Origin of the sequence: Desulfofundulus thermocisternus DSM 10259 (assembly GCF_000686645.1) — a bacterium.
GTDB lineage: Bacteria > Bacillota > Desulfotomaculia > Desulfotomaculales > Desulfovirgulaceae > Desulfofundulus > Desulfofundulus australicus.
In genome coordinates, this window is the sequence record NZ_JMLG01000004.1 from 76,687 (window position 1) to 103,477 (window position 26,791).

A 26,791-nucleotide genomic window follows, 5' to 3' on the forward strand; every position below is an offset into this window, starting at 1 on the left:
ATAAACAGGGGGTGGGATCCGGGCAGGAAAGGGATGCGGGGAAGAAGCAGTACGGTTAATTTGATTATGCTTTGATAAACCTACAGGCAAGGAGGGTTATGAATGACAGGAAAAAGAAAACTATTTACCCTGTTACTGGCGGGCATCATGGTTTTCCTGGTGGCTATTTCTGCCGGCTGCGGGCAGAAGCAGTCCGGTTCTTCTTCCAGTGAACTGAATTATCCCACCAAACCGGTGAATATGATTATTGCCTTCACCGCCGGCGGCTCCAGCGATGTGCAGGCCCGGCGCCGCCGCGACCTGCACTCCCTGGACTACTGGAACCAGCTGGCCGGGCCCGAGCACCTCCCCGGGGCTGCCGAGTTTTTTTAAAACGATGCCGTTGACCGGGGCTCTGATCAGGGCCAGTTCCAGACTTGCCCCCGGCGGCAGGGTGGTGTCGTCCAGCCGGGCGATAGTTTCCCCGGCCCGTACGGAATTTCCTTCTTGGGCGCTTACTTCCAGGAGCTTTCCGCGATTTGCGGACCGGCCCGGTAGCTGGTGCCGTCCATCCGGGCATCCTCGGTAACCACGTAAAAAGTGTGCAGGTGCCAATAATAAAAGGTGATTCCGGCCAGCGCAGCCAAAAGGGCGGCGGTGGTCAAGGGGAAAAAAGAACCTTTTTCAAGTCGCCCGGACTCCTTTGAGTAAAAGTTGTTTTAACGTCTGCAAGCTCTGGTCGTATTTATATTCCCCGGCAAAAACGAACCGGTCGAGGGCAGCCACGCCCACCGCCCCGAAAATGGCAGCCGCCGCCGTTTCCGTTTCCAGGTCACGGCGGATCACCCCTTCCTCCTGGCCTTTTTCCAGCAACTCTCGAATAGTTTGGAAGTAGCCCGAGCGCAGCCGCTGGACCTGCTCTTCCCACCGGTGGCCCAACCCCCAGACCTCGCTTAAGAGAATCTTGCAGTAGTCCCGGTATTCTTCAAAAAAACCTAACTGGGCGGAGATTAGAGCCTCCAACTTGGCCAGGGCGGTCTCTTTGCGCGCCACCTCCCGGTTTACGGCGGCCTCCAGCCGGTCGATTCCTTCCTCCAGAAGCGCGAGAAAAAGCTCCTTTTTGCTTTTATAGTTGTTATAGATGGTTCCCTTGGCGATGCCCGCTTGCCTGGCGATTTCCTCTACCGTGGCCCGGGCGAACCCTTTTTCGGCAAATACTTTCACGGCGGCGTCAAAAATGGGCAAACGTCTGGTTCCGTTCACTGGTGTCACATCCTTTCGTTTGGCGCTCATGAAAAAGGATACAGGTTGATGTAAAAGATCGGCCGCCAGCCGGCGTGTTCTACCAGGTAACCGCCGAGCGCCGGGCCGAGGGTTGGGGTCACCAGTACCTCTTTGGGAGCTGCAACGGCAGGAAGCTACCCTTCGCTTTTGGAGAACCACGGGTCTGGCGCTGGGATAAGAGGCTGAACAGGTTTGTGCAAGTATCACCGAGGGCTGCGGTTTAAGGCCCGGCACCTGGCGTAGTCGGGACGGCAGTGACGGTCCCCTCCGGGAGACCCTCCGGCAACGGGTTTAAAAAGGGTCGCTCGCACCGGTGTAACCCGGCAGGTGCGCGCACCTGCCGCCAGGAAGCCCTACCCCTTCAGGGGTAGGGAGGAAGTCACTTTAGTTCGGTTGCTCCCGTCTTCTGCTGAAGATTAAATATAAACATCAGCCAGAGGAATTTCCAGTACCGGGCGTAAAATTTATCGCCCGGTCCGTTGATCCGGTAATAAAGGATGCCGCCGGCAGCAATCGCCACTCCCGCGAGCACCGTCCAGACCGGGACGGATTGTGCGAAAGCGTATCCAAGCAGACCCAGGAAACAGGCCAGGCTTATCTTTTCCAGGTTGGGACGCCGGGCGTAAAACAGGGTATATTCTTTCCCCGGAACGGCCCGGTGCCGTAGGAGATAGCGCCCCTCCGCAGCGTACGCCGCCGTATAGATGGCTATCCGCTGGGTGTACACCATCAGGCAGGGAAGGAGCGCCGGCCATACCCCCGCTCCGGCGCAAAAGCCGGCGGCAAACCGGACTAACGAACCGGAGGCCGCTACGCCGGCGTTCAAAAGAGGGATTCTTTTTACGCTCTCGTAGAAAATCTGCACCAAAGGCAGGAGCAGGGCGAAGGGGAGCACCCCGGGCAAAAACCAGCAAAGCAGGGCTAACCCGGCGGCCGTCCGGCCGGCAAACAGGGCGGGCAGCCATTTTTCGGGGATGCCCCCGCTAGCGGAAGCCCGCTCTTTTTTGCGGGGGTGGAGCCGGTCGCTGGCTATGTCCTGGTAGTCATTCAGCCAGTACTTGGCCTGGTTGATCAAGAATTCCCCGCAAAACCAGGCAAGAGCCAAATCATTAAAGGAAAAATGGCGCGTTATAGTCAGAGCGTAAAACACCCCACCCCAGAAGTAAAGGGAACCGCCCAGGATCGCCCCGGGGCGGGGCAGGAGAAGGTAGAAAATAATCTTCCGTTTGTTCGTTTTCAAATTAAAAACCTCACTTCTAAAATCCTTCTGCTTTCTGGTACCCATGCCTGCCGGCCCAAATCCCGTCGGCCACCCTGCCCCATTCTTCAGCGTGCCGGTCCAGACAGGTGGCCAGGAACCCTTCCAGAACCGTTTCCGCCCCTTCGTGGGTCGGACGGGCCCCCGTCTCTCGAATAATCTCCCGCAATGCGGCCGGATTGTCGATCACCGGGCAGGGGCGTAAGTGGTTCTGGTTAAACGGCTGGCGCTTCTGAAAGGCGGCAAACAACGGCGAGCGCAGCACTTCCAGAAGGGTTTTCCGGTTAATGTTATCCACAGCAAAGTGCACAAAGGCGCACGGCTCAACCTCGCCGGCGGCGTTGATGTGCAGGTAGCGCCGCCCCCCGGCTATGCACCCTTCCGTATACTGGCCGTCATTCCAGAAATCGCAGAGCATAATCGGCCTGTGCGCGCGCAGGTAAGGAATTCTTTCGGCAAGGTAAGCCCGCTGGGCAGGGGTAACCATTAAATCCACATCGGGGTTGCGCCCGATGGGGATATAGTGAAAAATCCAGCCGTAGACAGCTCCTTGAGCAACCAGGAACTCAACGAATTCATCGCTCGTTATTTCCGCCACGTTATGCCGGGTGGCCGTGAGGGAGACGCCAAATATTGCTCCCCTTTCGCGCAGCAGGTCCATGGCACGCGTTACCCGCGTAAACGTACCTGCTCCCCGCCGGGCGTCAGTGCGCTCGGCAAACCCTTCCAGGCTGATGGCGGGCGTGAAGTTGCCCACTTCAATAATCCGGTCGGCCACCTTTTCGTCAATCAGCGTCCCGTTGGTATAGGCCATGAAGGCCATATCCTGGTGTTTAGCCAGGAGGTCGAACAGGTACGGGTAGGCCAAAGGCTCCCCGCCGGAAAGAACGATCCAGTAGATGCCCAGTTGCTTAGCTTCTTCGAAAAGACGGTCCAGTCGCTGGGGGGCTAAGGAGTTTCGGTCAGAATATTTTCCGGCCCAGCACCCCGCGCAGGCTAAATTACAGGCGCTGGTGGGATCAACCAGGAGTAGATTGGGGATATTGACACCCAGCTTGATACTCAGGGCTCTTTGCCGGGGAATACCCAGCAAAAGGTTGTTGACAAACCAGTTGTAGACCAGGCGGTTTTTCACATTGGGATGGCTTTTCTGCAACACTTTTAAATAACTACGGACAACGGGGTTGCTCCTATAAAGATCCGCCAGTTGATCAATCAACACTTTGTGGTTTTGCTGCGTGGCAATCAACCGGGCCACAGTCAGCAGCCGGGGAAAATTAACCTCGAAATTTTTTTCCGCAAAGGTCAAAGAGCGCCGGAGAACTTGTTCGGCGAGTATTCTTTTGATCGAGCCCAGTTTGGGTACCGTAACGTCCATCGTTTATACCTCCTCAGGTTGTCCATGTGGGCATAGGATATAAATATAGAATGACAGGTGCACAATTTATACCGACGGGTTTAATTAAAAATATAATCGTCCGCGTAGACGTTGTCAAGCAATAAAAATGTGGAGTCCGTGTCAAGATCCAGTGGGTATCTCCACAAAAAATTTTCCGTTATGAGACCTCACCGCTCAAAAACACTAGCTTCAAGGCAGCGGCCTTTTCTCCAGCAAATAGGGAATTCCCGGATTTAAAAAGGGGGGGGGCCGCTTTTTATGTCGGCCCCCCTTTTAAAAATTAATGCTCATGCTCGTGAACATGGTGTTCGTGGTTGTGCAAAAAGGATTGGACCGCCGGCAGCGTGCTTTTCTAATGATTTTGCAGGAGTCCCTTCCCATCCATGGGAGAGGTTTTATTATTCGCCGGCCCAACCTGGAATGGGGTTTTGTAATTGGGGACTTGAGTATAAAATAGCGTTGAGGTGAATTTAATTTTGCGCAGTTTTGGTTTAATAAGAAACAATAAATTGCTGGGGGGCCTGTCGCAAGAGCAGCTAAGGGAATTTGCTGCCAGCTTCAAGGAGGTCAGGTTTAAGAAAAAGGAAATGGCCTTTTCCCCGGGGCGCTATTCCAGGGAGATTTTTCTGATCACGGAGGGACGCATCAAAGTATTTCTCACCTATCCCGACGGTAAGGAGTTTATCCTGACATTGCTGGAGCCGGGGGACATCTACAGCGGCCACACCCGGGCATTCGGCCAGGCCCTGGAGGATTCGGTCATGCTGCTGGTGCCGCTGCACACATTCCAGAAGATGCTGGTCAAATACCCCGAACTGACGTCCAGCCTGGTCCGGGTGCTGGGAGACGCCCTGAAGCACTCCCTGGATGTGATCGAACGGCTGGTTTTCATGGAATCCAGGGACCGTCTGGCCAAACTGTTGTATCAATGGGCGTGCAGCCGGGGTGTTCCCCGGGATGGGGGTGTTCTGGTGAATACCGGCCTGACCAGGGACGAACTGGCCAGCTTAATCGGGGCCACCCGGCAGACGCTGGCCACCCTGATTAAAGATTTCGAGGGCCGGCAGGTCATCAAAGTGTACAAGAGGAGCATTTTCGTGCGGGACCTGGAGGCGTTGAAGAGAATGATTTTTGAAAATTAATTGAAAAACGTCAAATGTTTTACGGAAATCACAACCCCCCTTAGCTATACTAATAACTACTCCAATCAAGGGCAAGGGGGGTTTTAAAATGTCTGATTTGACAGGGAACGCTAAGACAAATTCTCTAAAGGGTGGAAGTGCCGGAGCCGACCACGGCAAAAAATCCACCGACCCCGCCGTACAGCAGATGCTGGAGAAGGCTGCACGGGAAGGGATCCAGACCGTGTGGGACCGTTATCAGGCCATGCGCCCCCAGTGCAGGTTTGGTGAGAGCGGCCTGTGCTGCCGCCACTGCCTGCAGGGTCCCTGCCGCATCAACCCCTCGGGCCGTGAGCCCCGGGTGGGCATCTGCGGCGCCACTGCCGACGTAATCGTTGCCCGGGGGCTGGACCGGGCCATTGCCGCCGGGGCGGCGGGACACTCCGGCCACGCCAAGCATCTGGCCCATACCCTGAAGAAGGCGGTTGAAGGAAAAGCTCCCGATTACCTGGTTAAAGACAAAGAAAAACTGCGCTCCGTAGCCGGGCGCCTGGGCATTGCCACGGACGGCCGCCCGGAGAACGAAATCGCCCTGGATGTGGCCCGGGCCGCCCTGGCGGACTTTCATGAGAAGGACACTCCGGTGGCATGGGTAACCAGTGTCCTGCCACCCGGCCGTCTCGAGGTTTTTTCCAGGCACGGGCTGGTTCCCGCCGGTATTGACCACGAGATAGCGGAGATCATGCACCGTACCTCCATGGGCTGCGACGCCGACGCGTCCAACCTGCTCCTGGGGGGCCTGCGCTGCGCCCTGGGAGATCTGGCCGGCTGCTACATGGCCACCGACCTGTCCGACATCCTCTTTGGCACTCCCTCCCCCGTGGTTACCGAGTGCAATCTCGGCGTGCTAAAGGCCGGTGCCGTCAATGTGGCCGTTCACGGGCACAATCCCGTACTGTCCGAGATAATAGTGCAGGTGGCCAAAGAGATGGAGGCCGAGGCCCGGGCAGCCGGCGCCGAAAACATTAATGTGGTGGGTATTTGCTGTACCGGCAATGAAGTGTTGATGCGCCACGGCATTACCCCCTGCACCCACTCGGTGAGCCAGGAGATGGCCATCATCACCGGGGCGCTGGATGCCATGGTGGTCGACTACCAGTGCATACAGCCCGCCGTGGCCACGGTGGCTGAGTGCATGGGAACGACGGTGATCACCACCATGGGCATGGCGAAGATCACGGGTGCTGTGCATGTTGATTTCTCCGAAGAAACTGCCGTTGAAAGCGCCCGGCAAATTCTCCGCCTGGCCATAGAAAGTTTTGCCCGCCGCCGGGGAAAACCGGTGGAAATCCCGGCACTGAAAAAGAAAGTGATTGCCGGTTTTTCCGTCGAAGCCATTTTAAGTGCCCTGGGCAGGCTCGATGCCGGCGACCCGCTGAAGCCGCTGATTGATCACCTTGCCGCCGGTAATATCCGGGGCGTATGCCTTTTCGCCGGGTGCAACAATGTGAAGGTTACCCAGGATTACAACTTCATTACCACAGCCCGCAGGCTTCTGGAGCAAGACGTTCTGGTGCTGGCCAGCGGCTGCAGTGCGGGTGCCCTCATGCGCCACGGGTTTATGGACCCGGCCAGCGTCGAGGAGCTGTGCGGCGACGGCCTGAAAACCGTCCTGACGGCCATTGGTGAGGCCAACGGGTTGGGTGGTCCCCTGCCCCCGGTGTTGCACGTGGGTTCCTGCGTGGACAATTCCCGGGCGGCGGCCCTGGCCGTGGCGCTGGCCGAACGCCTGGGCGTGGATCTGGACAGGCTTCCCGTGGTGGCCTCGGCTGCTGAGGCAATGCACGAAAAGGCCGTTTCCATAGGTGCCTGGGCCGTGGCCCTGGGGTTGCCCACCCACGTGGGTGTGCTGCTCCCGGTGGCGGGGGGTTCCCTGGTGCAGCGTATTCTTGCGGAAGAGGTTAAAGGGCTGACCGGAGGTTACTTCATTTTGGAGCCGGACCCCGCATCCGCGGCTGAAAAGCTCCTGGAAGCCATAAACGAACGCCGGGCCGGCCTGGGGTTGCCTTATTAGTGGTCACCGAACTGGTTTTTGCGCTGCTTTTTTCCATGCCGTCGCCGTTGCGGTTAAGATCCCGGCTTTAACTACAAAATCCCTCCCTTCGGGGAGGGTTTGTACTTGAGTCTTGCTTTTACCCCATGTTTTTGTGAAATAATGTCTAAAAATAACGCAAGGTGCTGGTATGATCGTGTTTTTTCTAAAATATATTGAAAAGACGTTCATATTGGCAGGTAACGCAAATTATATGCAAAAATGTGTTGCAAATCGCTTGTTCCTTTGTTATAATGACATTGCTTTATAAGTTACAGCGAAATTATGTAAAATAATATCTGAAGCCGTTCAGAAATATTAAAGGTGCACTTTTCTGGTTTTGTTATGAGAAAATAGGAGAAAAATGGTTAAAGGCAGGTGGGTTGCAGGCTCAGGTAAAAACTCACTTGTATTTTTTAATTTAAATTTTAATTTTAACTAAAAAGCCTAATCTCACGTTTGAGGAGGGTGACCATGGACCTTGGCTATTTAATTGCCGCGATTATGCCCTATATTGCTGTTGCTTTTTTTGTTTTCGGCCTGGGATATAAAGTTATTTACTGGTCGAAGGCTCCCGTTAACCTGCACTGGGAACTGTTTCCTTATCCCCATACTGTTTCGGAACAGTTGAAAGAAATGCTGACGGAAGTTTTCACCCTGCGCAGCCTCCACCTTTTTAACCGCAAATTCTGGCTGCCTTCGCTGATGATGCACTATGGTATTTATCTGGTAGTTACCTGGCTGGTTGTTTTGCTATTAGGTTTTCCGTTTGCTCCCTATTTGGGCATGCTGGGCGGGGTTCTGGCCCTTGCCGGTTCATTTTCACTGTTATTGTTGCGCCTTTTCATCGATGAGGTAAGGAAAATTTCAGTTCCGGTGGAATATTTCAACCTGATCTTTATCTTCCTGCTCGCCCTGAGCAGTTTGTTTACCGGCTTTCTGGCCGATTTCCAGGTCAGGTTTTATTTATTGAGCTTATTCACCCTTAAACCTGCTCCATCCATTGTAGCCAACTATCATGTGCCGCTGTTGCTGCTGGAATTGTTCCTTATTTACGTACCCTTTACCCGTATGGCCCACTTTGCGGTTAAGTTCTTTACCTACCACAAAATTAAATGGGGTGAGCTTCACTGATGTCTGCCGCAGTCCCGCAAAAAGTATTTGATGACTACCGTGTCCTTCCGGATGAGGTTTTAAAACCCGGGCAGCCCCGGGTGGAAAAATTCCTGCAGGCCATGCGGAAATCGCTCCAGCAGAAGGAAAACTGGACCTTCTGGTTGCCTTACATCCTTTCCCTGGATACCTGCATGAAGTGCGGCACCTGTGCCGAGGTCTGCCCCGTTTACCAGGCCACGGGGCGCAGGGAAATCTACCATCCGGTTTTCCGGGCCGACATGCTGCGGAAGATCTATAAGCGGTATTTCACCCTGCCGGGGAGGCTGTTCCCCTGGCTGGTGGGGGCGGAAGACCTTACGGAAGAAAAACTTGACGCCCTGGCGGAAAGCGTTTACCGGTGCACCATCTGCCGGCGCTGTTCTTATGTCTGCCCGGTGGCCATTGACAACGGGGTGATTGTGCGGGAGGCCAGGAAGATCCTGGATGAAATTGGCATTGCCCCCGGCGAACTAAAGGAAAAGGGCACCCGGCTGCAGCTAAAGGTGGGTAACGCCACCGGTATGCCCACGGCAGCCTTCCTGGACATGGTGGAATTCCTGGAGGATGAAATTGAAGAAACCAGGGGCTATCGTATTAAAATACCGGTGGATAAGGAAGGTGCCGAGTACCTGCTAATGCATAACGCCGGGGATTACCTGGCCTTTGCGGAGACGGTAATGGGTGCTGCAGAAGTCATGCATGCAGCCGGTGTGGACTGGACCCTGAACTCGCCGAACACGGGGATTAACGACGCCGTTAACTACGGTGTATTTTACAGTGACGTAGAATTTTCGGCTGTGATCAAAGCCCATGTGGAAACCGCCCGGAAGCTGGGGATTAAAAAGCTGGTGGTCGGGGAGTGCGGTCATGCCTTCGAGGCGTTGAAGTACCTGATCCTGAGGCTGATTCCGCCCGAGGAGAGACCCTTTGAAGTGTTAAGCATCCTGGAACTGGAGGACCGGTGGCTCCGGGAAGGCCGCCTGAAAGTGGACCCGCAGAAAAACCCGGAACCGGTCACCTTCCACGATTCGTGCAAGCTGGGCCGCCTGGGCGGAATGTTTGACGAGCCCCGCCGGATCTTGAAGGCCTGCTGCCCCGATTTCCGCGAAATGACACCCAACCGGGAAATGAGCCTGTGCTGCGGTGGCGGCAGCGGTTTTGCCATCATGGAAAAGGGAGGGTTCCTGAAGTTCCGCATGGAAACCTACGGCAGGCTCAAGGCGGAGCAGCTCAAGGCCACGGGGGCCAGCATTGTTGCCTGCGCCTGCTCCAACTGCAAGGCGCAGTTCCGGGAGATTATCAATTACCACAAGCTGCCCATGCGCTATGCCGGGGTCAGCGAGCTGCTGGCCAACGCCCTGGTGCGCTGAGGGCAATGACCGGACAGCATAGCGGATAATTCAAGGCCGGCTCTGTGCCGGCCCTTGCTGTTTTTTGAACCGGTGTGCGGGAGGCACACCGGTTTCTTTTTTTTCGGCCTATACAGGGTAATAAAAAAGGCCGGGGCTTTAAGGCACTAACGGACATATTTCCAGTTTCTAAAATGTACATACGATAATTAATATTGGCGAAAATTTAACGGAATATAGTTGAAAACCCCCTTCCCCCTCTGATATAATGGGATTACCAATTAGTCATGGCGAAAATATTAAATATAATACTTGTAGTTATAAGTAAATCTTATTGTTTACTTTCGCTGTTATTTAAGCAAGCTAATCCAGGTCAAGGCGGGTGTGGTCCGGTGAAGCAAAATAACGGAGTTTCCGGTTCGGTACTGGTGGTTGGTGCCGGGATCAGCGGCATGCAGTCGGCCCTGGATCTGGCCGAAAGCGGCTTTAAGGTTTATCTGGCGGATGAAAAGTCGGCCATCGGCGGTACCATGGTCAGGCTGGATAAAACCTTTCCCACCAACGATTGCGCCATGTGCATTGTTTCCCCCAAGCTGGTGGATACGGGAAGACACCTGAACATTGAAATCCTCACCAATACCAGCTTGACGGCCCTTCACGGAGAGGCAGGCAATTTTCGTGCCACATTAAAACAAAAGGCCCGCTACGTGGACCTTTCGAAATGCACCGGCTGCGGTGAATGTGCCCGGGTGTGCCCGGTGGAGGTGGACAATGAATTTGACGCCGGCCTGGGCAGCCGCAAGGCCATTTATAAACTTTTTCCCCAGGCTACGCCCAGCGCCTACGCCATCGACAAACGGGGTATTTCTCCCTGCCGCGCGGCCTGCCCCGCCGGGGTTAACGTGCAGGGGTACGTGCAGTTGATTAAAGCCGGGAAGTATACCGAGGCGTGGCAGACCATTTACCGCGATAATCCCTTCCCGGCCATTTGCGGTCGGGTTTGCACCCATCCCTGCCAGTCCGCCTGTCACCGGGCGGGTGTGGACGGGGCGGTGAATATCAGGGCCTTAAAGCGCTTTGCTGCCGATCAGGTCTACCGTAGTCTCGATGCCCTTCCCCTGCCGGGGGTGGAGGAGCCCCGGGGCAAAAGGGTGGCCGTGGTGGGTGCCGGTCCGGCCGGCCTTTCCGCCGCCTATCAACTGGTTAAAAAAGGTTATGGGGTGACCGTTTTTGAGGCACTGCCCGTAGCCGGGGGCATGATGCGGGTGGGTATTCCCGAATACCGTCTGCCGAAGAAATGGGTCGACCTGGAGGTGGAACTGCTTGCCCGGCTGGGGGTGGAGTTCAAATTCAATACCCGGCTGGGGAAGGACATTACCCTGGAAGGTCTGCGGCAGGATTACGAGGCCGTTTTTCTTGCCGTGGGAGCCCACAAAAGCACTACGCCGGGTGTGCCCGGGGAGGACCTGGCGGGGGTGGAGCAGGGGATAACTTTCCTGCGCCGGGTGGCCCTGGGCGAGCCGGTTACCGTCGGCCGGCGGGTGGCCGTAATCGGCGGGGGCAACACGGCCATGGATTGTGCCCGCACTGCCGTGCGGCTTGGTGCAGGCGAGGTCTTCATAGTTTACCGCCGTTCCGAGGGGGAAATTACCGCCCTCCCCGAGGAAATAGCCGCGGCTAAAGAAGAAGGCATTTGGTTTATCATGCTGACCAGCCCCGTGCGTTTCATCGGCGATGGAGGCAGGCTGGTGGGGATGGAATGCGTGAAAAACCGGCTGGAGCAGGCCCGGGACGGCGGCCGCCCCCGCCCGGTACCCGTGGAGGGCAGCGAGTTTGTCCTGGAGGTGGATATGGTCATCCTGGCCACCGGGCAGCAGCCGGATCTCTCCTGCTTAAATGAAAGCATCCCGGCAGGCAGCACCATCCCTGCCGATCCCCATACCCTGGCCACCGGTATCCCCGGAGTCTTTGCCGGGGGAGACTGCGTCACCGGGCCGAAAACGGTGATCGATGCCATTGCCGCCGGCAAGGTGGCTGCCGAATCCATCCACCGTTACCTTTCCGGGCAGGATTTAAAGGAGGGGCGCCAGTTCGGGGTGCCGGAAGAAAAAATTGCCCCTTTGCGCCAGGCACCCCAGGAAATACCCCGCTGTGAGCCCCGGCCCGAGGTTCACCTGGACCCGCAGGAACGGGTTAAGGGATTTGTGGAGGAAGCAAGGACCTACACCGCAGAGGAGGCAAAAAAAGAGGCGGAGCGCTGCCTGAACTGCGCCGTTTGTTCCGAGTGCCAGGAATGCGTGCGGGCTTGTCTGGCCCGGGCCATCGATCATGAAATGCAGGATGAGGAGCTGGAAGTAAATGTAGGGGCGGTGATCTTGAGCCCCGGCGGGGAGATTATTGAGCCGGCGGCGCTGGCCTACTACGGCTATGGGCGTTACCCCAACGTGGTCACCAGCATCCAGTTCGAGCGCATTTTAAGCGCTTCCGGACCCTACCAGGGCCACCTGATCCGGCCCTCCGACGGCAAAGAGCCCCGGCGCATTGCCTGGATCCAGTGCGTGGGGTCCCGGAACCTGCGCCTGGGGCACGACTACTGTTCCTCGGTCTGCTGCATGTATGCCATCAAGGAGGCGGTAATTGCCAAGGAGCACAGCCACGGGACCCTGGAGACCACCATCTTCTTCATGGATATGCGTACCTACGGCAAGGACTTTGAGCGTTATTACCGCCGGGCGGAAGAAGAGCACGGCGTGCGCTTTGTGCGCAGCCGCATCTATAACGTGGAAGAGGCGGACAATGGAAATCTGCGCATCCGCTACGTTTTGCCCGGCGGCCAGGTGCAGGAGGAAGAATTCGACCTGGTGGTCCTTTCCGTGGGCTTTACGGCTGGGGAAAAGGCCAGGGAGCTGGCCTCCCGGCTGGGAGTAGAAACTGATCCAGCGGGATTCTGCCGTTTTAATGAATTCAGCCCGGGGGTAACGTCGGTGCCGGGGATCTTTGCCGGCGGCGTCTTTGCCGGCCCCAAGGACATCCCGGAGACGGTGACCGAGGCCAGCGCCGCGGCGGGCTACGTTTCCCGGCTGTTGAGCGCCGCCCGGGGCAGTGAGACCCGGGTCAAGGAGTACCCCCCGGAGAGGCCGGTGCATAAGGAGCCGCCCCGGGTGGGAGTGTTTGTCTGCCACTGCGGCATCAACATCGGCAGCGTGGTACGGGTGCCCGAGGTGGTGGAGTACGCCAAACGCCTGCCCGGTGTAGTCTACGCGAGGGAATTCCTCTTCACCTGCTCCCAGGATAGCGTAGAGGAAATTAAAAAGTGCATTCATGAGCACCGTTTGAACCGGGTGGTGGTGGCCTCGTGCACGCCGCGGACCCACGCGCCGCTGTTCCAGGGCGTCATGCGGGAAGCGGGGTTGAACCCCTATCTGTATGAACACGTGAACATCCGGGAGCACTCCTCCTGGGTGCACCGGGACCGGCCGGAAGAAGCCACGGAAAAGGCCAAGGACCTGGTGCGCATGGCTGTAGCAAAGGTGCGCCTGCTCACCCCCATCACCCAGACTTACACCGAGATCAACAAGGGTGCCCTGGTGGTGGGCGGGGGAGTGGCGGGCATGACGGCAGCCCTCTCCCTGGCGGAACAGGGCTTTCAAGTGAGCCTGGTGGAAAAGGAACGTGAGCTGGGCGGGAACGCCAGGTACCTCTACTATACCCTGCAGGGTTCGGATCCCCGGCAGTACTTGAACGAACTCATTGATAAAGTGCTCAATCACCCGTTGATCCAGGTGTTTACCGGGAGCCAGGTGGTGGAAGCCGGGGGTTACCCGGGCAACTACCACAGCCGCATCAAAACGCCGGAAAAGGAACTGGAAATAAGCCACGGGGCGGTGGTTCTGGCCACCGGGGCCAGGGAAGCCCGGCCGCGGGAATACCTTCTGGGTCAGCACGACCGGGTAATGACGCAGCGGGAACTGGAAGAGCGGATTTACCGCGGGGAAGTAGAGGGTCTGAACACGGTGGTCATGATCCAGTGTGTGGGGTCGCGGGACGACGAACGTCCCTACTGCAGCCGTATATGCTGCAGCCACGCCCTCAAGAACGCCCTGAAGCTGAAGGAGAAAAACCCCCGGATGAACATCTACATTCTCTACCGGGACATCCGGGTGTACGGTTTGAACGAGCAATATTACACGCAGGCCCGGCAGAAAGGGATCATTTTCATTCGCTACGACCGGGAGAAGAAGCCGGCAGTGGAAGCAGCGGGCGGGGGACTGGTGGTCAGGGTGGTCGACCCCATTCTGGGGGCGGAACTGGCCATAGAACCGGACGTGCTGGTTTTGAGCACCGGGGTGGAGCCCGGTGAAGACAACGGGAAGCTGAGCCAGCTGTTCAAGGTGCCCCTGAACAGCGACGGGTTCTTTTTGGAAGCGCACATGAAACTGCGGCCGGTGGACTTTGCGGCGGAAGGGCTGTACCTGTGCGGCCTGGCCCACTCGCCCAAGCTGGTGGGGGAGAGCATCACTCAGGCCAACGCGGCGGCCATGCGGGCGGTGACGCTGCTGGCCCGGGACCGCCTGGCCAACGTGGCCATCACCGCCACCGTCAACCCCCGCCGCTGCGTGGGCTGCGGGGTCTGCGTACAGGTATGCGACTATCAGGCCCGGAGCATAGACCCCCTGCGGCGGGTGGCCGAAGTGAACGAAGCCCTGTACAGAAACACAGGTTTGAATTATTCCCCTGCGGTTCCTGCAGGTTATTACTCAACATTTACGATGCTTTTAACAAGGAGGTCACCTCTGTGGCAACAAAAAGCCAGCCAAGAGGCTCCGTGGTGATTGTGGGGGCCGGGATCAGCGGGATGCAATCGGCCCTGGACCTGGCCGGGGCAGGGTTTAAAGTCTACGTGGTGGAGCGGGGCCCGGCCATTGCCGGCCATATGCCCATGCTGGATAAAACCTTCCCCACCAACGACTGCTCCATGTGCATCCTCTCTCCCAAGGTGGCCGACCTGGGAGGACACCACAACATCGAGGTATTCACCCTGGCCGAGGTTACCGGGGTAAGCGGTGAGCCGGGCGACTTTACCGTTACCGTCCGCAAGCACCCCCGCTTTGTGGATTTAAGTCGCTGTGTCAGCTGCGGTCGCTGTGAGCAGGTCTGCCCCCGGGAAACGGCCGACGACTTCAACCAGGGCCTGGGCACGCGCAAAGCCATATACAAACCCTATGCCCAGGCATTTCCCAACGCCTACGCGGTGGACCCCGACGCCTGCCAGCAGTGCGGCGCATGTGTGGAGAAATGTGCCCGCAAGGCCATTGACCATCATATGCGCGAGGAAGAACTGCAGATCAAGGCCGGAGCGGTGATCCTGTCCCCGGGCTTTGAGCTGTTTGATGCAGCCGCCCGGCCGGAACTGGGTTACGGGCGCTTCCCCAACGTGGTTACCAGCCTGCAGTTTGAACGGATCCTGAGCGCTTCCGGTCCCTACCAGGGTCACCTGATCCGGCCCTCCGACGGCAAAGAATCCCGGCGCATTGCCTGGATCCAGTGCGTGGGGTCCCGGGAGCCCCGCTCCGGGGCTGATTACTGCTCGGCCGTGTGCTGCATGTACGCCACCAAGGAGGCCATCGTGGCCATGGAACACAACCCCGGGCTGGAAGCAACCATCTTTTACATGGATATACGGGCATACGGGAAGGGTTTTGAGCAGTACTATCGGCGGGCAAAAGAAGAGCTGGGTGTGCGCTACGTGCGCTGTGCGGTTTCCGAAGTAAAAGAAATTCCCGGCAGCAGGAACCTGCTGCTGTGCTACCGCACCCCGGAAGGCGCTTTCCGGGAGGAAGAGTTCGACCTGGTGGTGCTGTCGGTGGGCCTGCGCCCGGCCCGGGGAGCCCGGGAACTGGCAGCCGCCCTGGGAGTGGAGCTGGACCGGTTTGGTTTTTGCCGGAGCGATCCCTTCAACCCGGTGGCCACTTCCAGGCCCGGAATTTTTGCCGGCGGCGTCTTTGCCGGCCCCAAGGACATACCGGAGACGGTGACCGAGGCCAGCGCGGCGGCGGGCTGCGTTTCCCGGCTGTTGAGCACGGCCCGGGGCAGCGAGACCCGGGTCAAGGAGTATCCCCCGGAGAGGGCGGTGCACAAGGAGCCGCCCCGGGTGGGGGTGTTTGTCTGCCACTGCGGCATCAACATCGGCAGCGTGGTGCGGGTGCCCGAGGTGGTGGAATACGCCCGGAAGCTGCCGTGGGTGGTCCACGCCCAGGAGTTTCTCTTTGCCTGTGCCCAGGACAGCCTGGAGAAAATCCGCCGGACCATCATCAACCGCAAACTCAACCGGGTGGTGGTGGCGTCGTGCACGCCGCGGACCCACGCGCCGTTATTCCAGGGCGTCATGCGGGAAGCGGGGTTGAACCCCTACCTGTATGAGCACGTGAACATCCGGGAGCACTCCTCCTGGGTGCACCGGGACCGGCCGGAAGAAGCCACGGAAAAGGCCAGGGATCTGGTGCGCATGGCCGTGGCCCGGGTGCGCCTGCTGGCTCCCATTGCCCAGACCTACACCGGGATCAACAAGAGTGCCCTGGTGGTGGGCGGGGGAGTGGCGGGCATGACGGCGGCCCTCTCCCTGGCGGAACAGGGATTTGCCGTGAGCCTGGTGGAAAAGGGAGCGGTGCTGGGAGGAAACGCCAGGCATCTCTACTATACCCTGCAGGGTTCGGACCCGCAGCAATTTCTGGCCGGGCTGGTGGAGAAGGTAACCGGCCACCCGCAGATACAAGTATACACGGGCAGTGAAGTGGTGGAAGCGGGGGGTTACCCGGGGAACTACCACAGCCGCATCAGGACGCCGGAGAAGGAAGTGGAGATCAACCACGGGGCGGTGGTTCTGGCCACCGGGGCCAGGGAAGCCCGGCCGCGGGAATACCTTCTGGGTCAGCACGACCGGGTCATGACGCAGCGGGAACTGGAAGAGCGGATTTACCGCGGGGAAGTAGAGGGTCTGAACACGGTGGTCATGATCCAGTGTGTGGGGTCGCGGGACGACGAACGTCCCTACTGCAGCCGCATATGCTGCAGCCATGCCCTCAAGAACGCCCTGAAGCTGAAGGAGAAAAACCCCCGGGTGAACATCTACGTTCTCTACCGGGACATCCGGGTGTACGGGTTGAACGAGCAATATTACACGCAGGCCCGGCAGAAAGGGATCATCTTCATTCGCTACGACCGGGAGAAGAAGCCGGTGGTGGAAGCAGCGGGCGGTGGGCTGGTAGTCAGGGTGGTCGACCCCATTTTAGGGGTGGAACTGGCCATAGAACCGGACGCGCTGGTTTTGAGCACCGGTGTGGAGCCCGGTGAAGACAACGGGAAGCTGAGCCAGCTGTTCAAGGTACCTCTGAACAGCGACGGGTTCTTTTTGGAAGCGCACATGAAGCTGCGGCCGGTGGACTTTGCGGCGGAGGGGCTGTACCTGTGCGGCCTGGCCCACTCGCCCAAGCTGGTGGGGGAGAGCATCACCCAGGCCAACGCGGCGGCCATGCGGGCGGTGACGCTGCTGGCCCGGGACCGCCTGGCCAACGTGGCCATCACCGCCACGGTGGAAGAAGAGGTCTGCGTGGGCTGCGGGGTCTGCGTGCAGGTATGCGACTATCAGGCCCGGAGCATAGACCCCCTGCGGCGGGTGGCCGAAGTGAACGAAGCCCTGTGCCAGGGATGCGGGGCCTGTGTGGCCGCCTGCCCCAACGGCGCCTCCCAGCAGAAGGGTTACGAAAAGGCCCAGCTCCTGGCCATGCTGGAGGCGGCCCTGGAAGCGGTGTGACGGGTACCTGCGGGCGCGGGTCTTTTCGGGATATGGCCGGCTGTAAAACCGGCGTTTCTACTGAAAAACATTAACCTGGAGGAGGTTTTTCCATGAGCGTGATGCTTTCTCAGCCGCCCCTGGCGGAGCCGGTGGGAGAGGAGCGGCGGGAGCCCGGCTTGAAGCTGGTATCTTCCTTTGAACCCAGGATCATCGGCCTGGTGTGTAACTGGTGTTCCTACGCGGGGGCCGATCTGGCCGGGACTTCCCGTATCCAGTACCCGCCCAACATCCGCCTGGTAAGGGTTATGTGCACCGGTTCGGTGGATCCCCTGTACATCCTGCGCCCCCTCATGGACGGGGCTGACGGCGTGCTGGTGGGCGGGTGACACCCGGGTGACTGCCACTATGGTAGTGGCAATTACAAGGCCCGGCGCCGCCTGGCAGCCTTAAAGGCCATCCTGAAGCAGTTCGGTATCGGGGAAGAGCGGGTGTGGTTCCGCTTCATCAGCGCCTCCGAGGGCAAGCGGTTTGCGGAAACAGTTCAGGAAATGGTTGATGAGTTGAAAAAACTGGGGCCCAACCCCCTGCGCCGCCGCTGGGATATATAAGGGGTCAATGGGTCGCTGCAAAAAGGTGATGGCTTATGAAAACAGCTCTGCTACAAGTTGAAGCCGGCTCTCCCCGGCAGGCCGCGGAAAAATTTTTCCGGACCCTGCTGGACCGGCGGGTGGTGGATGCCCTGATCGTTCCCCGGGAAGTGCCTTCCCGGCGCATGGTGGTACCCGCCCTGGTCACCTCCGGCGATGGGCTGTCCGGTGTAAACCCCTTTGCCCCCGTAGCCATTATCAATGCCGCCCGGGCTGTGAGCAGGCTGGCCTTCCAGGATCCCGGGGTCAAGGTGGGGGCGGTTTTGCGCCCCTGTGAAATCAGGGCGCTGGTGGAAATGGCCAAATTGCAGCAGGTTACCCTGGAGCGGGTGCTGATCATCGGCGTGGACTGCCTGGGTACCTTTGAACCGGCCGATTATTACCGGCTGGCGCAGGAGGGCCTGGATACCGGCGCCTGGCTGGCGCAGGCGGCCGGCTCCGGCAAAACGGCCTTAAACGGGGCAAAAATCAGAACTGCCTGCAGCATTTGTGAAGCCATATCCCCGTCAGGGTTACCTTTAACCCTGCACTGGGTGGGCTGCGATACCGGCCGGGAACTCTATCTTTCCTGGGATGAGGGGCAGCTCGACCTGGATGCCCTCCTTGACGGCAGCGGCGTCCTGGTTCCGCAGGCATTACCGGCAGCCAGGCAATCTCTGGTAGAATCCCTGCGGAAAGAGCGCCGGGAACTGGGGCAGGAAATGTGCCGGGACTTCGCCTCCCGCACTGCGGATATCAACCGGCTGCTGGATGAACTGGCCCCCTGCCTGGGCTGCCACAACTGCCGGGAGGTCTGTCCCCTCTGTGTCTGCCGGGAATGCGTTTTCGACAGCAACCTCTTTGAACATGAACCGTCATGGTACCTGCACCGGGCGGCAATCCGGGGCGGGCTGGAATTGCCCGCCGACACCCTGCTGTATCATTTAACGCGCATGCATCACATGGGGGTCAGCTGCGTGGGCTGCGGCCAGTGTGAGAGCGGTTGCCCCAGCAGGATTCCCCTGACCCTTCTTTTCCGCACCATCGGGGAAAAGCTGCAGGGTCTCTTTTCCTACGTGCCCGGTGCCAGCGTGGATGAGCTGCCTCCCCTGGCCACCTACCGGGAGGACGAGCTGGAACCCCGGTAAGGCCGGCCGCGGTACAGCAATTGATGCGAGGTGAATATTTTATGGCCACGGCCACTCTTTACCTTCCGGCCGGAAAGGTAACGGTGGATGCGGCCTTCAGGGAAGAAGTGGCCCGCTTGAGCGGCCAGCCCCTGGAGCTCTGCTTTCAGTGTCAGAAATGTGCCTCCGGTTGTTACCCCACCCGTGAGGGTGACTATACCCCCAATGAAATTATGCGCCTCATTCAATACGGCGCCCGGGAGGCGGTATTGAAGAGCAGGACCATCTGGCTCTGTACATCCTGTGAAACCTGCGGCCTGCGCTGCCCCAACGGCATCCGTATGGCCGAAGTGATGGATACATTAAAGCAAATGGCCGTTGCCCGCGGCATTGTGCCGGACGGTGAAATCAGCCCCCTGTTTCACAACCTGTTTTTAAACGAAATCCGGTCAACCGGCCGGGTGCAGGAAACCATGTTGATGCTGAAGTACAGGCTGAAGACCGGCGGCCTTTTGGCGGATGCCAAGCTGGGCTGGCAGCTGTTCCGGCGGGGCAAGCTGCCCCTGGTGCCGCGCCTCAAAAAGGACCCGGCGGTGCGCCGGATTTTTGAGCTGGCCGGCGGGCGGGGGTAAATGGTAACGGCACCGTAAAGCAAACCGAAGCGGTCAAACCTTACCGGGAAGAGGTGCATGGCCATGAAATACAGTTATTATCCCGGTTGTTCCCTGGAGGCCACCGGGGTGGAATACAACCTTTCCACCCGGGCGGTGGCCGGGGCCCTGGGAATGGAGCTGGTGGAGCTGCCCGGCTGGACCTGCTGCGGTTCCTCCTCGGCCCACGCGATTAACAGGGATCTGGCCCTGGGCCTGGCGGCCCACAACATCGCCCTGGCCCAGGAGCAGGGGCGGGACCTGGTGGTGCCCTGTTCGGCCTGTTACACTCGCCTGTCCAGGGCCGACTACCAGATGAGGCATGATGCCGGCGAAAGGGTCCGGGCGGAGAGGCTGGCCGGTTTTTCCTATACAGGGCAGGTCCGTATTTATTCCTTTCTGGAGATAGTAAAGGACCGGGTGGGTTATGCTGAAGTGACCCGGGCCGTGCGCAGGCCCCTGGCCGGCCTGAAGGTGGCCTGCTATTACGGGTGCCTGCTGGTACGTCCCCCGGAAGTACGCCCCTTTGACCGGGCCGAGGACCCCGCTTCCCTGGATGAGCTGGCTGCCGCCCTGGGGGCGGAGCCGGTTCCCTGGTGCTATAAGACCACCTGCTGTGGGGCCGGGCTTTCCCTGACCCGGCCGGAGGTGGTGGGAAAACTGGTGGCCCGGATTTTGTCCGCCGCCCGGGAAGCCGGGGCCGGCGCCCTGGTTACTGCCTGTCCCCTGTGCCAGAATAACCTGGAGATGCGCCGTCCGGCTGACGAAGACATCCCTGTGTTTTATTTTACCGAATTAATGGGCGTGGCCCTGGGGCTGGGAGAGGCATCCGGCTGGTTGAAAAAACACCTGGTCGATCCCTTCCCCCTGCTCCACCGGCTTTCCCTGGCCGGGTAACTGCCACGGTCCGGGCCCGGGGAAAAGGGAGGTTCAGCACTGCCGGAAAAATTTACCCCTTGCCCAGAACAGGTGTTCCAGTTAAAATTAAGCTGGAACACCTGTTTGAAGGCAGGGGGTTTAATTATGTCCCGGGCCATTATGCTGGTAGATATGAATGCCTTTTTTGCCAGCGTCCACCAGGCCCTGGATCCGGCTTTGCGGGGCAGGCCGGTAATTGTGGCCGGGGACCCGGCCAGGCGCCACGGTGTGGTCCTGGCGGCCAGCTATGAAGCCCGGGCCAGAGGGGTGAAGACCGGCCTGACGGTGGCCGAGGCCCGCCTGGCCTGCCCCGGGGGAATTTTCATCAAGCCGCAGCACGAACTCTATGTTGACTTTTCCGCCCGTATCCTGCGCATCCTGCACGACTTCACCCCCCTGGTGGAGCCCTTTTCCATTGATGAAGCCTTCCTGGATGTCACCGGCTGCTATAAACTTCTGGGTTCTCCGGTGGAAATCGCCCGGCAGTTAAAGGAGCGCATCCGCCGGGAGGTGGGTATTACCTGCAGCGTGGGGATCGGCCCCAACAAGCTCCTGGCCAAAATGGCGGCGGAGCTGCAAAAACCCGATGGCCTTACCGTGCTTACCCCCGAGGATGTTCCCCGGCGCCTGTGGCCCCTGCCGGTAAGGGAACTTTTCGGCGTGGGCCCCCGTTACGAGGAGCATCTGAGAAAGCTGAATATCCATACCATTGGCGACCTGGCCTGTTTCCCGGTGGACATCCTTAAAAGACGTTTCGGTGTCTACGGGGAAACCCTGTGGCTCTTTGCCCGGGGTATCGACCACAGCCCCGTGGATCCCGGCAGCTTGAAGCAGGTGAAGAGCATCGGGCAGCAAATCACCCTCCCCCGGGATTACCGGGGTGAGGAGATCCGGGTGGTGCTGTGGGAACTGGCCGACCGGGTGGCCCGGCGGGCCCGGGCGGGGGGATATGCGGGCAAAACGGTAATCCTGTCCCTGAAGGATAGCCACTTTAACTGGCTGTCCCGGCGGAAAACCCTGCCCTGTTACACCAGCCTGGCTGAAGATATTCACCGGGCCGCCATGGACTTGCTGGAACGGCACTGGTCCCCCCGGTGGCCGGTGCGCCTGGTGGGGCTTGCCCTGGGGGGCCTGGCGGCCCGCCTGCCGGAACAGCTCACCCTTTTTGGCGAAAGGGAAAAACGACAAAGGGCGGAACAGGCCTGCGACAGCATCAAGAAGCGGTACGGGGAAAAGGCCATCTTCCGGGCCGTATCCCTCACCCGGGCAGGGGTGTTTTATGCTGCGGAGCCGCCGGATACGGCGCCGTCTTTTCTAATGAAAATGCCCCGGGACAGGTAAAACGGGGGGTGAGGAGGCATGAGGGAAGGCAGCAAAATATGGAGCCACCGGGTCATACTGCCGGAAGTGCGGGAGAAGGCCACTCATACCTGCGGGGAATGTTGCTTCCTGGTGGAAATTCAGGGCCGCTGGAAGAGTCTTCCCGGTTGTGTGGCCGGTATCCGCTGCTACCGTACCCTGGAAAAGCGCGTGCCCCTTAAAATTCACGCCCTGGATATTTTGAAGATGGCCGGCCGGGAAGGTCTGCGGGCGGCTCTTGCCCGGGGCAACCCGGAGTACCCTGCCTGCGGGTTTTTCCGGCCCCGGTAAGCAAAAGCCGGACCGGCGGTCTTCGTGCTTACTTCCGGATCGCCTTTTCTACATTATTCCCCACTGGCGGGTGTATTCCAGCTTTATTTCATATTCATGGGGTTTGAAGCCGTGATCCTGCAGCAGTTCCTTAACCTGGTACGCCTCCAGGCTGCACCCTTCCAGGATGACGGCCTTCCGGGTGCCCCGGCAGCAGAAGCCCTTCTCCCGTAAAAGCTCCATCATGGAGGCCACCCGCTCCAGCCGTTCCTTCAGGAAGTCGCCCAGCTGGCGCACGTCTTCCGGCCGGACCGGGCCCTGGATTTTCTCCAGCGGCAAGTTTCCCTCCAGAAGTTTCAGTATTACCGTAACCCGGTAGTTTACCATAAAACCATAACCTCCTGTTCACCAATTGGGTGCGGTAGAGCCATTTTTATACCCGGCCCTCCGCGCAGCGTTCCTTGAGGAACCATTAGCCGTCTTGCGTTCCAGCTACCCGGTTTTGGCTCCCGCCTGCTCCGGCGTGGAGGCCGGATAGACCTCCTGTCCCGGAGCCTCCAGCAATACCAGCGTTCCGGCGTATATCCCTTCCTCGTCGTAGACGAAAATCACTTCCCCGTTCAGGTTGCGGGAGTTCAGGTGGACCCTTTTCACGGATCGGGAACCCATATTCCGGTAAATAAATCCGGCCAGCTCGGGATCCACCGCGTCTATGCTGATGCCCGTCTCCATGCTGCCCAGGTAACAGCGGGCCATGAGATTGGCCTGGATTACCCGGTGGTTGCGGTCCACGTAAATTGCTCCCTGCGGCAGGGCTTCCATGAGGCGGCAGAGGACGCGGCCGCAGGTTTCTTCCTCCCGCCCCCCGGTACCTATTACCGTTACCGCCCCCAGTACCTTGCCCTTTTTCACAATTGGCGAATGGATGGCTTCCAGAAGCCGGTCGGCGGTTTTCAGGGTCAGGGTACCGTAGCGATTTTTTTCACCCGGGGTGTCCCCGATATGCCCCAGTACCTCCCTCAATTTTGCTCCCTTCAGGGGACCCTTGGCGCTGAAAATATCGTGGGCCGCCTGATTGGCAAAAAGTATCCGCCCGGCGTTATTGGAAATAATTACACCTTCGTGTACATGGTTGAAAATATTAAAGTCGATGTTTTCAAAGTAGGTCCGGGCGCTGTTGACACCCCACAGTTCCACCAGAAACTGATAAAGACAGCAGTAAAGGGCAAATAACAAAAGCATGATGGTAATGATGCGGTAAGCATCGAAGTTATTCTCCCGCAGGAAGAAATACAGCTGCCAGGGAGGGTCACCTACAGTTACGGAACTAACATCGTACGTCAGCTGGCCGGCATAGAATTTTTCTTCCCGGCCGCTGAACTGATCTAATAATTCCCTTTCAAAAGGCCAGGCCACGGGAGTTTCCTTGCCGGCAAAAACAGCCACCTTGCAGGTGTTATCCAGAAATTCCTGGGTAAGCTCCTGCTGGAATTCCATGATGCTGAAATCCAGGGCCAGCCAGTCTTTTTCCAGCGGGGTGACCACGGTGACCACCATCTGGCCGTTATTACCGGTGTGTACGCCAAGAATAAGGGACCCCTGCCGGGGTAACCGGGATTTGGGCAGCGGCAGGTCCCCGGTCAGCGATCCTGTCCGGTTTTTTACCCGCCCTGAAGCGTCCAGAATATACGCACCGGTGATACGATGATCAAAAAGGGGCAGCTCTTTTAAAGCGGCGTTCCTGTCAGAATGGCCGTCAACTTTTTGGGCGGCTCCTTCAGCGATCCCCTGCAGGTTGTTGAGGAAAAAGCTGGTTTTATTGATGGCCACCTGGCGGATAGTTTCTTCGTAATCGTTCATGATGCCCTTCAGGAAGCGGAATTCCACCACAAAGAGCATGGTTATAATGGACAGAAAAAAAAGCATGATAAACATCAGCCAGGCGCTGTTTATCGTCAGGGGTTTTTTCATTCAAGCCACCACCAGCGTCAGTTTCTTAACTGCGGTCCTTTTCTTCCCCGGCAGCGCTGCTACCTTACCAGTCCCCGGCGGGCAGCCGCAGCCAGGGCTTCCTCCAGCGTTTTTACTCCCAGCTTGGTACAGATGCCGCGGATGCGACGGCGCAGGGTGGACAGGCTGATGTAAAGCCTGGCTGCTACTTCTTTCTGGTCTTTACCCCGGGCAATGAGCTGGAGAATGCTGGTTTCCTGCTCCGTCAGTACGGGGCTGTCGGGTTTCAACAGCAATTCCGCCTGTAACCCCGGGTAAATATAGGTCCCGCCCTTGTAGACCATGTTGATGGCGGAGCGGATTTCCTCAAAAAAGGCATATTTGGGTACAAACCCGTGCACGTTTTTTTCCATGGCCTTGCGGACGAAGGTAACGTCATCGTAAGTTGTCAGGGCGATAAATTTTACGTGAGGGTGGGTCTGGATCATGCGGGTGCAAATTTCCAGGCCGTCACCGTCCGGCAGGCCGATATCCAGCAGGATTATATCGACGTCAGCATTAATATTCTGCAGTGCCGTGGTGCAGGAGTCTGCTTCGGCTACCACCTGCATGTTTTCTTCCATGTCAATCAGTTTTTTTAAGCCCTCGCGAAAAACATTATGGTCCTCCACCAGCATGATCCCGATTTTCTTCACTGCCCTTCACCTCTTCAGTAAGTGGTACGGTCAGGGTCACGCAGAATCCTCCATCCATAAAGCCGTACGTCAGATCCCCGCCGATATACCTGGCTCTTTCCTTCATCCCCCACAGACCTTTCCCCGGCACGGGTTCTTCTTCCCTTACTCCCCCGTTATCCAGGATCTCTATCTGCAGGGCATCGCCCGTTTCGTGAAAATGAATGTCTACTTCCGTGGCTGTAGAATGCCTGGCCACATTGGTCAGGGCTTCCTGAATGATGCGGTAGATAAAGATTTCCCTGTCCCGGCCCAGGCGCAGGGAACGCTGGCGGTAGAAAATATAAACCTTGCGGTTATGCAGACGTTCGAAATTGGCGCTGTAGGATTCCAGAGCCGGGATCAGCCCCACCTTTTCGATCAGGTAGGGGTGGATGTCGTTCATAATGCTCCTCATATCGATGGCTGCGTTCTGGCACTGGGTACGCAGCAGGCAAAGGTTCTCCTGCACTTCTTCCGGGAGCTTTTCAACGTACGCCTGCAGCACATAGTCCAGACCGTGAATAATGCTGGAAAGGTACCGGCCAATCCAGTCGTGTATTTCGATAGAAAGGTGTTTTCTTTCCCTTTCGATGGTTTCCAGCAATATGGTGCTGCCCCGGGGGCCGGGTGTCTGCCGGGCGGTAAGCACGGCACCGGCTGTTCTGCCGAAGAGGTTAACAGGGGTGCAGTCCACAGTCAGGAGCTGCCGGTTTCCCTCCCGGGTATAGCTCAACGAGCAGTCCGCCGTCTTTTCACCCTGCAACAGGGCCAGATAAACCGGTTGTACCACCCTTTGCAGGTGGGGGTACAGGGTCAGGATGTCCCCCAGATTTTTACCGGCCGCCATTTCCCGGGGAAGGTTGAAAAGTTTTTCCGCGGCCGGATTAAGATACTGTACTTTCTCCTTGCGGTCCACAAAAATTACAGCCCTGGAAGAGCCCCTTACCAGGTCCTGCAGGCAGGTGTACCATGCCGCCAGGGGCCAGGCTGCTGCACCGGCATACAGAACTGCTCCCATAGAAAAAAGGGAAAGGAAAAATATCAGCAGGCTTTCTTTCTGCAGTACGTTGACGGTGAGTTCCAAAAGGGTTCTGGTGTGCTCCCAGCCTTCACCGGCCAGGGAAGCTGCCCGGTCGGTAAGCTGCCGGCTGAGTTCGCGGTGCTGCCACTGCAAAAGTTCCCGGCTGGTTTCCTGCCGGGATAAATCCCGGGACATCACCTCATTTTCCATGAAAGAAGTGTAAGCCCTGGTCATGGTTATTAAATCGGCCACGTCCTGTTTTCTGGATTGCTCTACCAGATTATAGAGTTCCAGTTCTTTTTTGGCCGTTTCCATGCCGTAGTGACGGAAGTCGTTCAGTGACTGGGGATCGCCGTAAAGAATATATTCCTGCCCCGCACCGGTCAAATGGTAAATGTCCAGCGCTATTTCCTGGTATTTAATCTGGCGTTCCAGCTGATCATCGATCCGGCCCAGCTGGCGTGGTAAGTTGTAACCGGTGTAAAGCAGAAGCGGTAGTGGCAACAAAAACATAATAAGCCAGAATATCCATAGCCAGGTTCGTTTTTGCCTCACTAAATGTCACCTTCCATAAAAAAATTACGGCGGTGACACTTTAATTCCTGCGGGAATCTTTTGGGTTTAGAATTTAATGCTGCTTTTAAAACTGGTTTCAGATGAATCAAAAAGTTCATCAGGATGAATTAAAAATATCTTCTCGCTGCTCATTTGGTTCATGATGGCCT

At 58.1% G+C, this 26,791-nt stretch carries 20 protein-coding genes; 13 read left to right on the top strand and 7 right to left on the bottom strand.

All coding sequences use genetic code 11. The annotated features are described in order from the left end of the window. The first annotated feature begins 102 nt into the window (after positions 1-102). Positions 103-372, top strand: a complete 270-nt coding sequence (locus BR83_RS16350; protein WP_027356226.1) for a hypothetical protein — start codon at positions 103-105, stop codon at positions 370-372. A gap of 291 nt (positions 373-663) precedes the next feature. Here the strand turns inward: BR83_RS16350 and BR83_RS15120 are convergent, their stop codons facing one another. The 3 genes from BR83_RS15120 to BR83_RS0105435 all read right to left on the bottom strand — a co-directional run bounded on the left by BR83_RS15120 (position 664) and on the right by BR83_RS0105435 (position 3,899). Continuing rightward, positions 664-1,242 (bottom strand): TetR/AcrR family transcriptional regulator, encoded by a 579-nt coding sequence (locus BR83_RS15120; RefSeq protein WP_051617927.1) that lies wholly within the window; start codon positions 1,240-1,242, stop codon positions 664-666. Positions 1,243-1,642: 400 nt separating this feature from the next. Then, entirely contained in the window at positions 1,643-2,503 is an 861-nt protein-coding gene (locus BR83_RS0105430; RefSeq protein ID WP_157832967.1) for a UbiA family prenyltransferase, read from the bottom strand. 16 nt (positions 2,504-2,519) lie between these two features. Continuing rightward, positions 2,520-3,899: a radical SAM protein gene (locus BR83_RS0105435; RefSeq protein ID WP_027356228.1), complete on the bottom strand. Its 1,380-nt coding sequence runs from the start codon at positions 3,897-3,899 to the stop codon at positions 2,520-2,522. 497 nt (positions 3,900-4,396) lie between these two features. Between BR83_RS0105435 and BR83_RS0105445 the strand changes: the two genes are divergently transcribed. The 12 genes from BR83_RS0105445 to BR83_RS0105505 all read left to right on the top strand — a co-directional run bounded on the left by BR83_RS0105445 (position 4,397) and on the right by BR83_RS0105505 (position 22,400). Next, entirely contained in the window at positions 4,397-5,062 is a 666-nt protein-coding gene (locus BR83_RS0105445) for a Crp/Fnr family transcriptional regulator (RefSeq protein WP_051617929.1), read from the top strand. A gap of 88 nt (positions 5,063-5,150) precedes the next feature. Continuing rightward, positions 5,151-7,115 carry an anaerobic carbon-monoxide dehydrogenase catalytic subunit gene (cooS, locus tag BR83_RS15125; protein WP_084327079.1) on the top strand — a complete coding sequence of 655 codons (1,965 nt, stop codon included), beginning with the start codon at positions 5,151-5,153 and terminating at the stop codon, positions 7,113-7,115. A 492-nt stretch (positions 7,116-7,607) separates the two neighbouring features. Further along, positions 7,608-8,267: a respiratory nitrate reductase subunit gamma gene (locus BR83_RS0105455; RefSeq protein ID WP_027356230.1), complete on the top strand. Its 660-nt coding sequence runs from the start codon at positions 7,608-7,610 to the stop codon at positions 8,265-8,267. Then, a complete protein-coding gene (locus tag BR83_RS0105460; RefSeq protein WP_027356231.1) occupies positions 8,267-9,658 on the top strand; it encodes a (Fe-S)-binding protein in 1,392 nt (463 codons plus the stop codon). The genes BR83_RS0105455 and BR83_RS0105460 overlap by 1 nt, the downstream gene beginning before the upstream one ends. A 371-nt stretch (positions 9,659-10,029) precedes the next feature. After that, positions 10,030-14,469: an NAD(P)-binding protein gene (locus tag BR83_RS15130; RefSeq protein WP_278244211.1), complete on the top strand. Its 4,440-nt coding sequence runs from the start codon at positions 10,030-10,032 to the stop codon at positions 14,467-14,469. Next, positions 14,433-17,447 (top strand): CoB--CoM heterodisulfide reductase iron-sulfur subunit A family protein, encoded by a 3,015-nt coding sequence (locus tag BR83_RS0105475; protein ID WP_027356232.1) that lies wholly within the window; start codon positions 14,433-14,435, stop codon positions 17,445-17,447. Before BR83_RS15130 ends, BR83_RS0105475 begins: the two co-directional genes overlap by 37 nt. 92 nt (positions 17,448-17,539) lie before the next feature. Then, on the top strand, positions 17,540-18,037 hold the full coding sequence (locus BR83_RS15135; RefSeq protein ID WP_242655767.1) for a hydrogenase iron-sulfur subunit: 498 nt from the start codon (positions 17,540-17,542) through the stop codon (positions 18,035-18,037). A 35-nt stretch (positions 18,038-18,072) separates the two neighbouring features. After that, the gene (locus tag BR83_RS0105485) at positions 18,073-19,203 is read left to right on the top strand and encodes a 4Fe-4S dicluster domain-containing protein (protein WP_027356233.1); all 1,131 of its coding nucleotides are present in this window, start codon (positions 18,073-18,075) and stop codon (positions 19,201-19,203) included. 41 nt (positions 19,204-19,244) lie between these two features. Then, positions 19,245-19,814, top strand: a complete 570-nt coding sequence (locus BR83_RS0105490; protein WP_027356234.1) for a 4Fe-4S dicluster domain-containing protein — start codon at positions 19,245-19,247, stop codon at positions 19,812-19,814. Between the two features lie 63 nt (positions 19,815-19,877). Then, the gene (locus BR83_RS0105495) at positions 19,878-20,729 is read left to right on the top strand and encodes a CoB--CoM heterodisulfide reductase iron-sulfur subunit B family protein (protein WP_027356235.1); all 852 of its coding nucleotides are present in this window, start codon (positions 19,878-19,880) and stop codon (positions 20,727-20,729) included. A 126-nt stretch (positions 20,730-20,855) separates the two neighbouring features. Further along, on the top strand, positions 20,856-22,091 hold the full coding sequence (gene dinB, locus BR83_RS15140; protein ID WP_034634568.1) for a DNA polymerase IV: 1,236 nt from the start codon (positions 20,856-20,858) through the stop codon (positions 22,089-22,091). Positions 22,092-22,109: 18 nt separating this feature from the next. After that, a complete protein-coding gene (locus BR83_RS0105505) occupies positions 22,110-22,400 on the top strand; it encodes a hypothetical protein (protein ID WP_027356236.1) in 291 nt (96 codons plus the stop codon). 48 nt (positions 22,401-22,448) lie between these two features. Here the strand turns inward: BR83_RS0105505 and BR83_RS0105510 are convergent, their stop codons facing one another. The 4 genes from BR83_RS0105510 to BR83_RS0105525 all read right to left on the bottom strand — a co-directional run bounded on the left by BR83_RS0105510 (position 22,449) and on the right by BR83_RS0105525 (position 26,621). Further along, positions 22,449-22,766 carry a hypothetical protein gene (locus tag BR83_RS0105510; RefSeq protein ID WP_027356237.1) on the bottom strand — a complete coding sequence of 106 codons (318 nt, stop codon included), beginning with the start codon at positions 22,764-22,766 and terminating at the stop codon, positions 22,449-22,451. Between the two features lie 105 nt (positions 22,767-22,871). Next, positions 22,872-24,350, bottom strand: coding sequence for a PAS domain-containing protein (locus BR83_RS15145; RefSeq protein ID WP_051617931.1), 1,479 nt, complete (start codon positions 24,348-24,350; stop codon positions 22,872-22,874). 59 nt (positions 24,351-24,409) lie between these two features. After that, positions 24,410-25,024 (bottom strand): response regulator transcription factor, encoded by a 615-nt coding sequence (locus tag BR83_RS0105520; protein ID WP_027356238.1) that lies wholly within the window; start codon positions 25,022-25,024, stop codon positions 24,410-24,412. Next, positions 24,987-26,621, bottom strand: coding sequence for a sensor histidine kinase (locus BR83_RS0105525; protein ID WP_027356239.1), 1,635 nt, complete (start codon positions 26,619-26,621; stop codon positions 24,987-24,989). The genes BR83_RS0105520 and BR83_RS0105525 overlap by 38 nt, the downstream gene beginning before the upstream one ends. Positions 26,622-26,791: the final 170 nt, after the last annotated feature.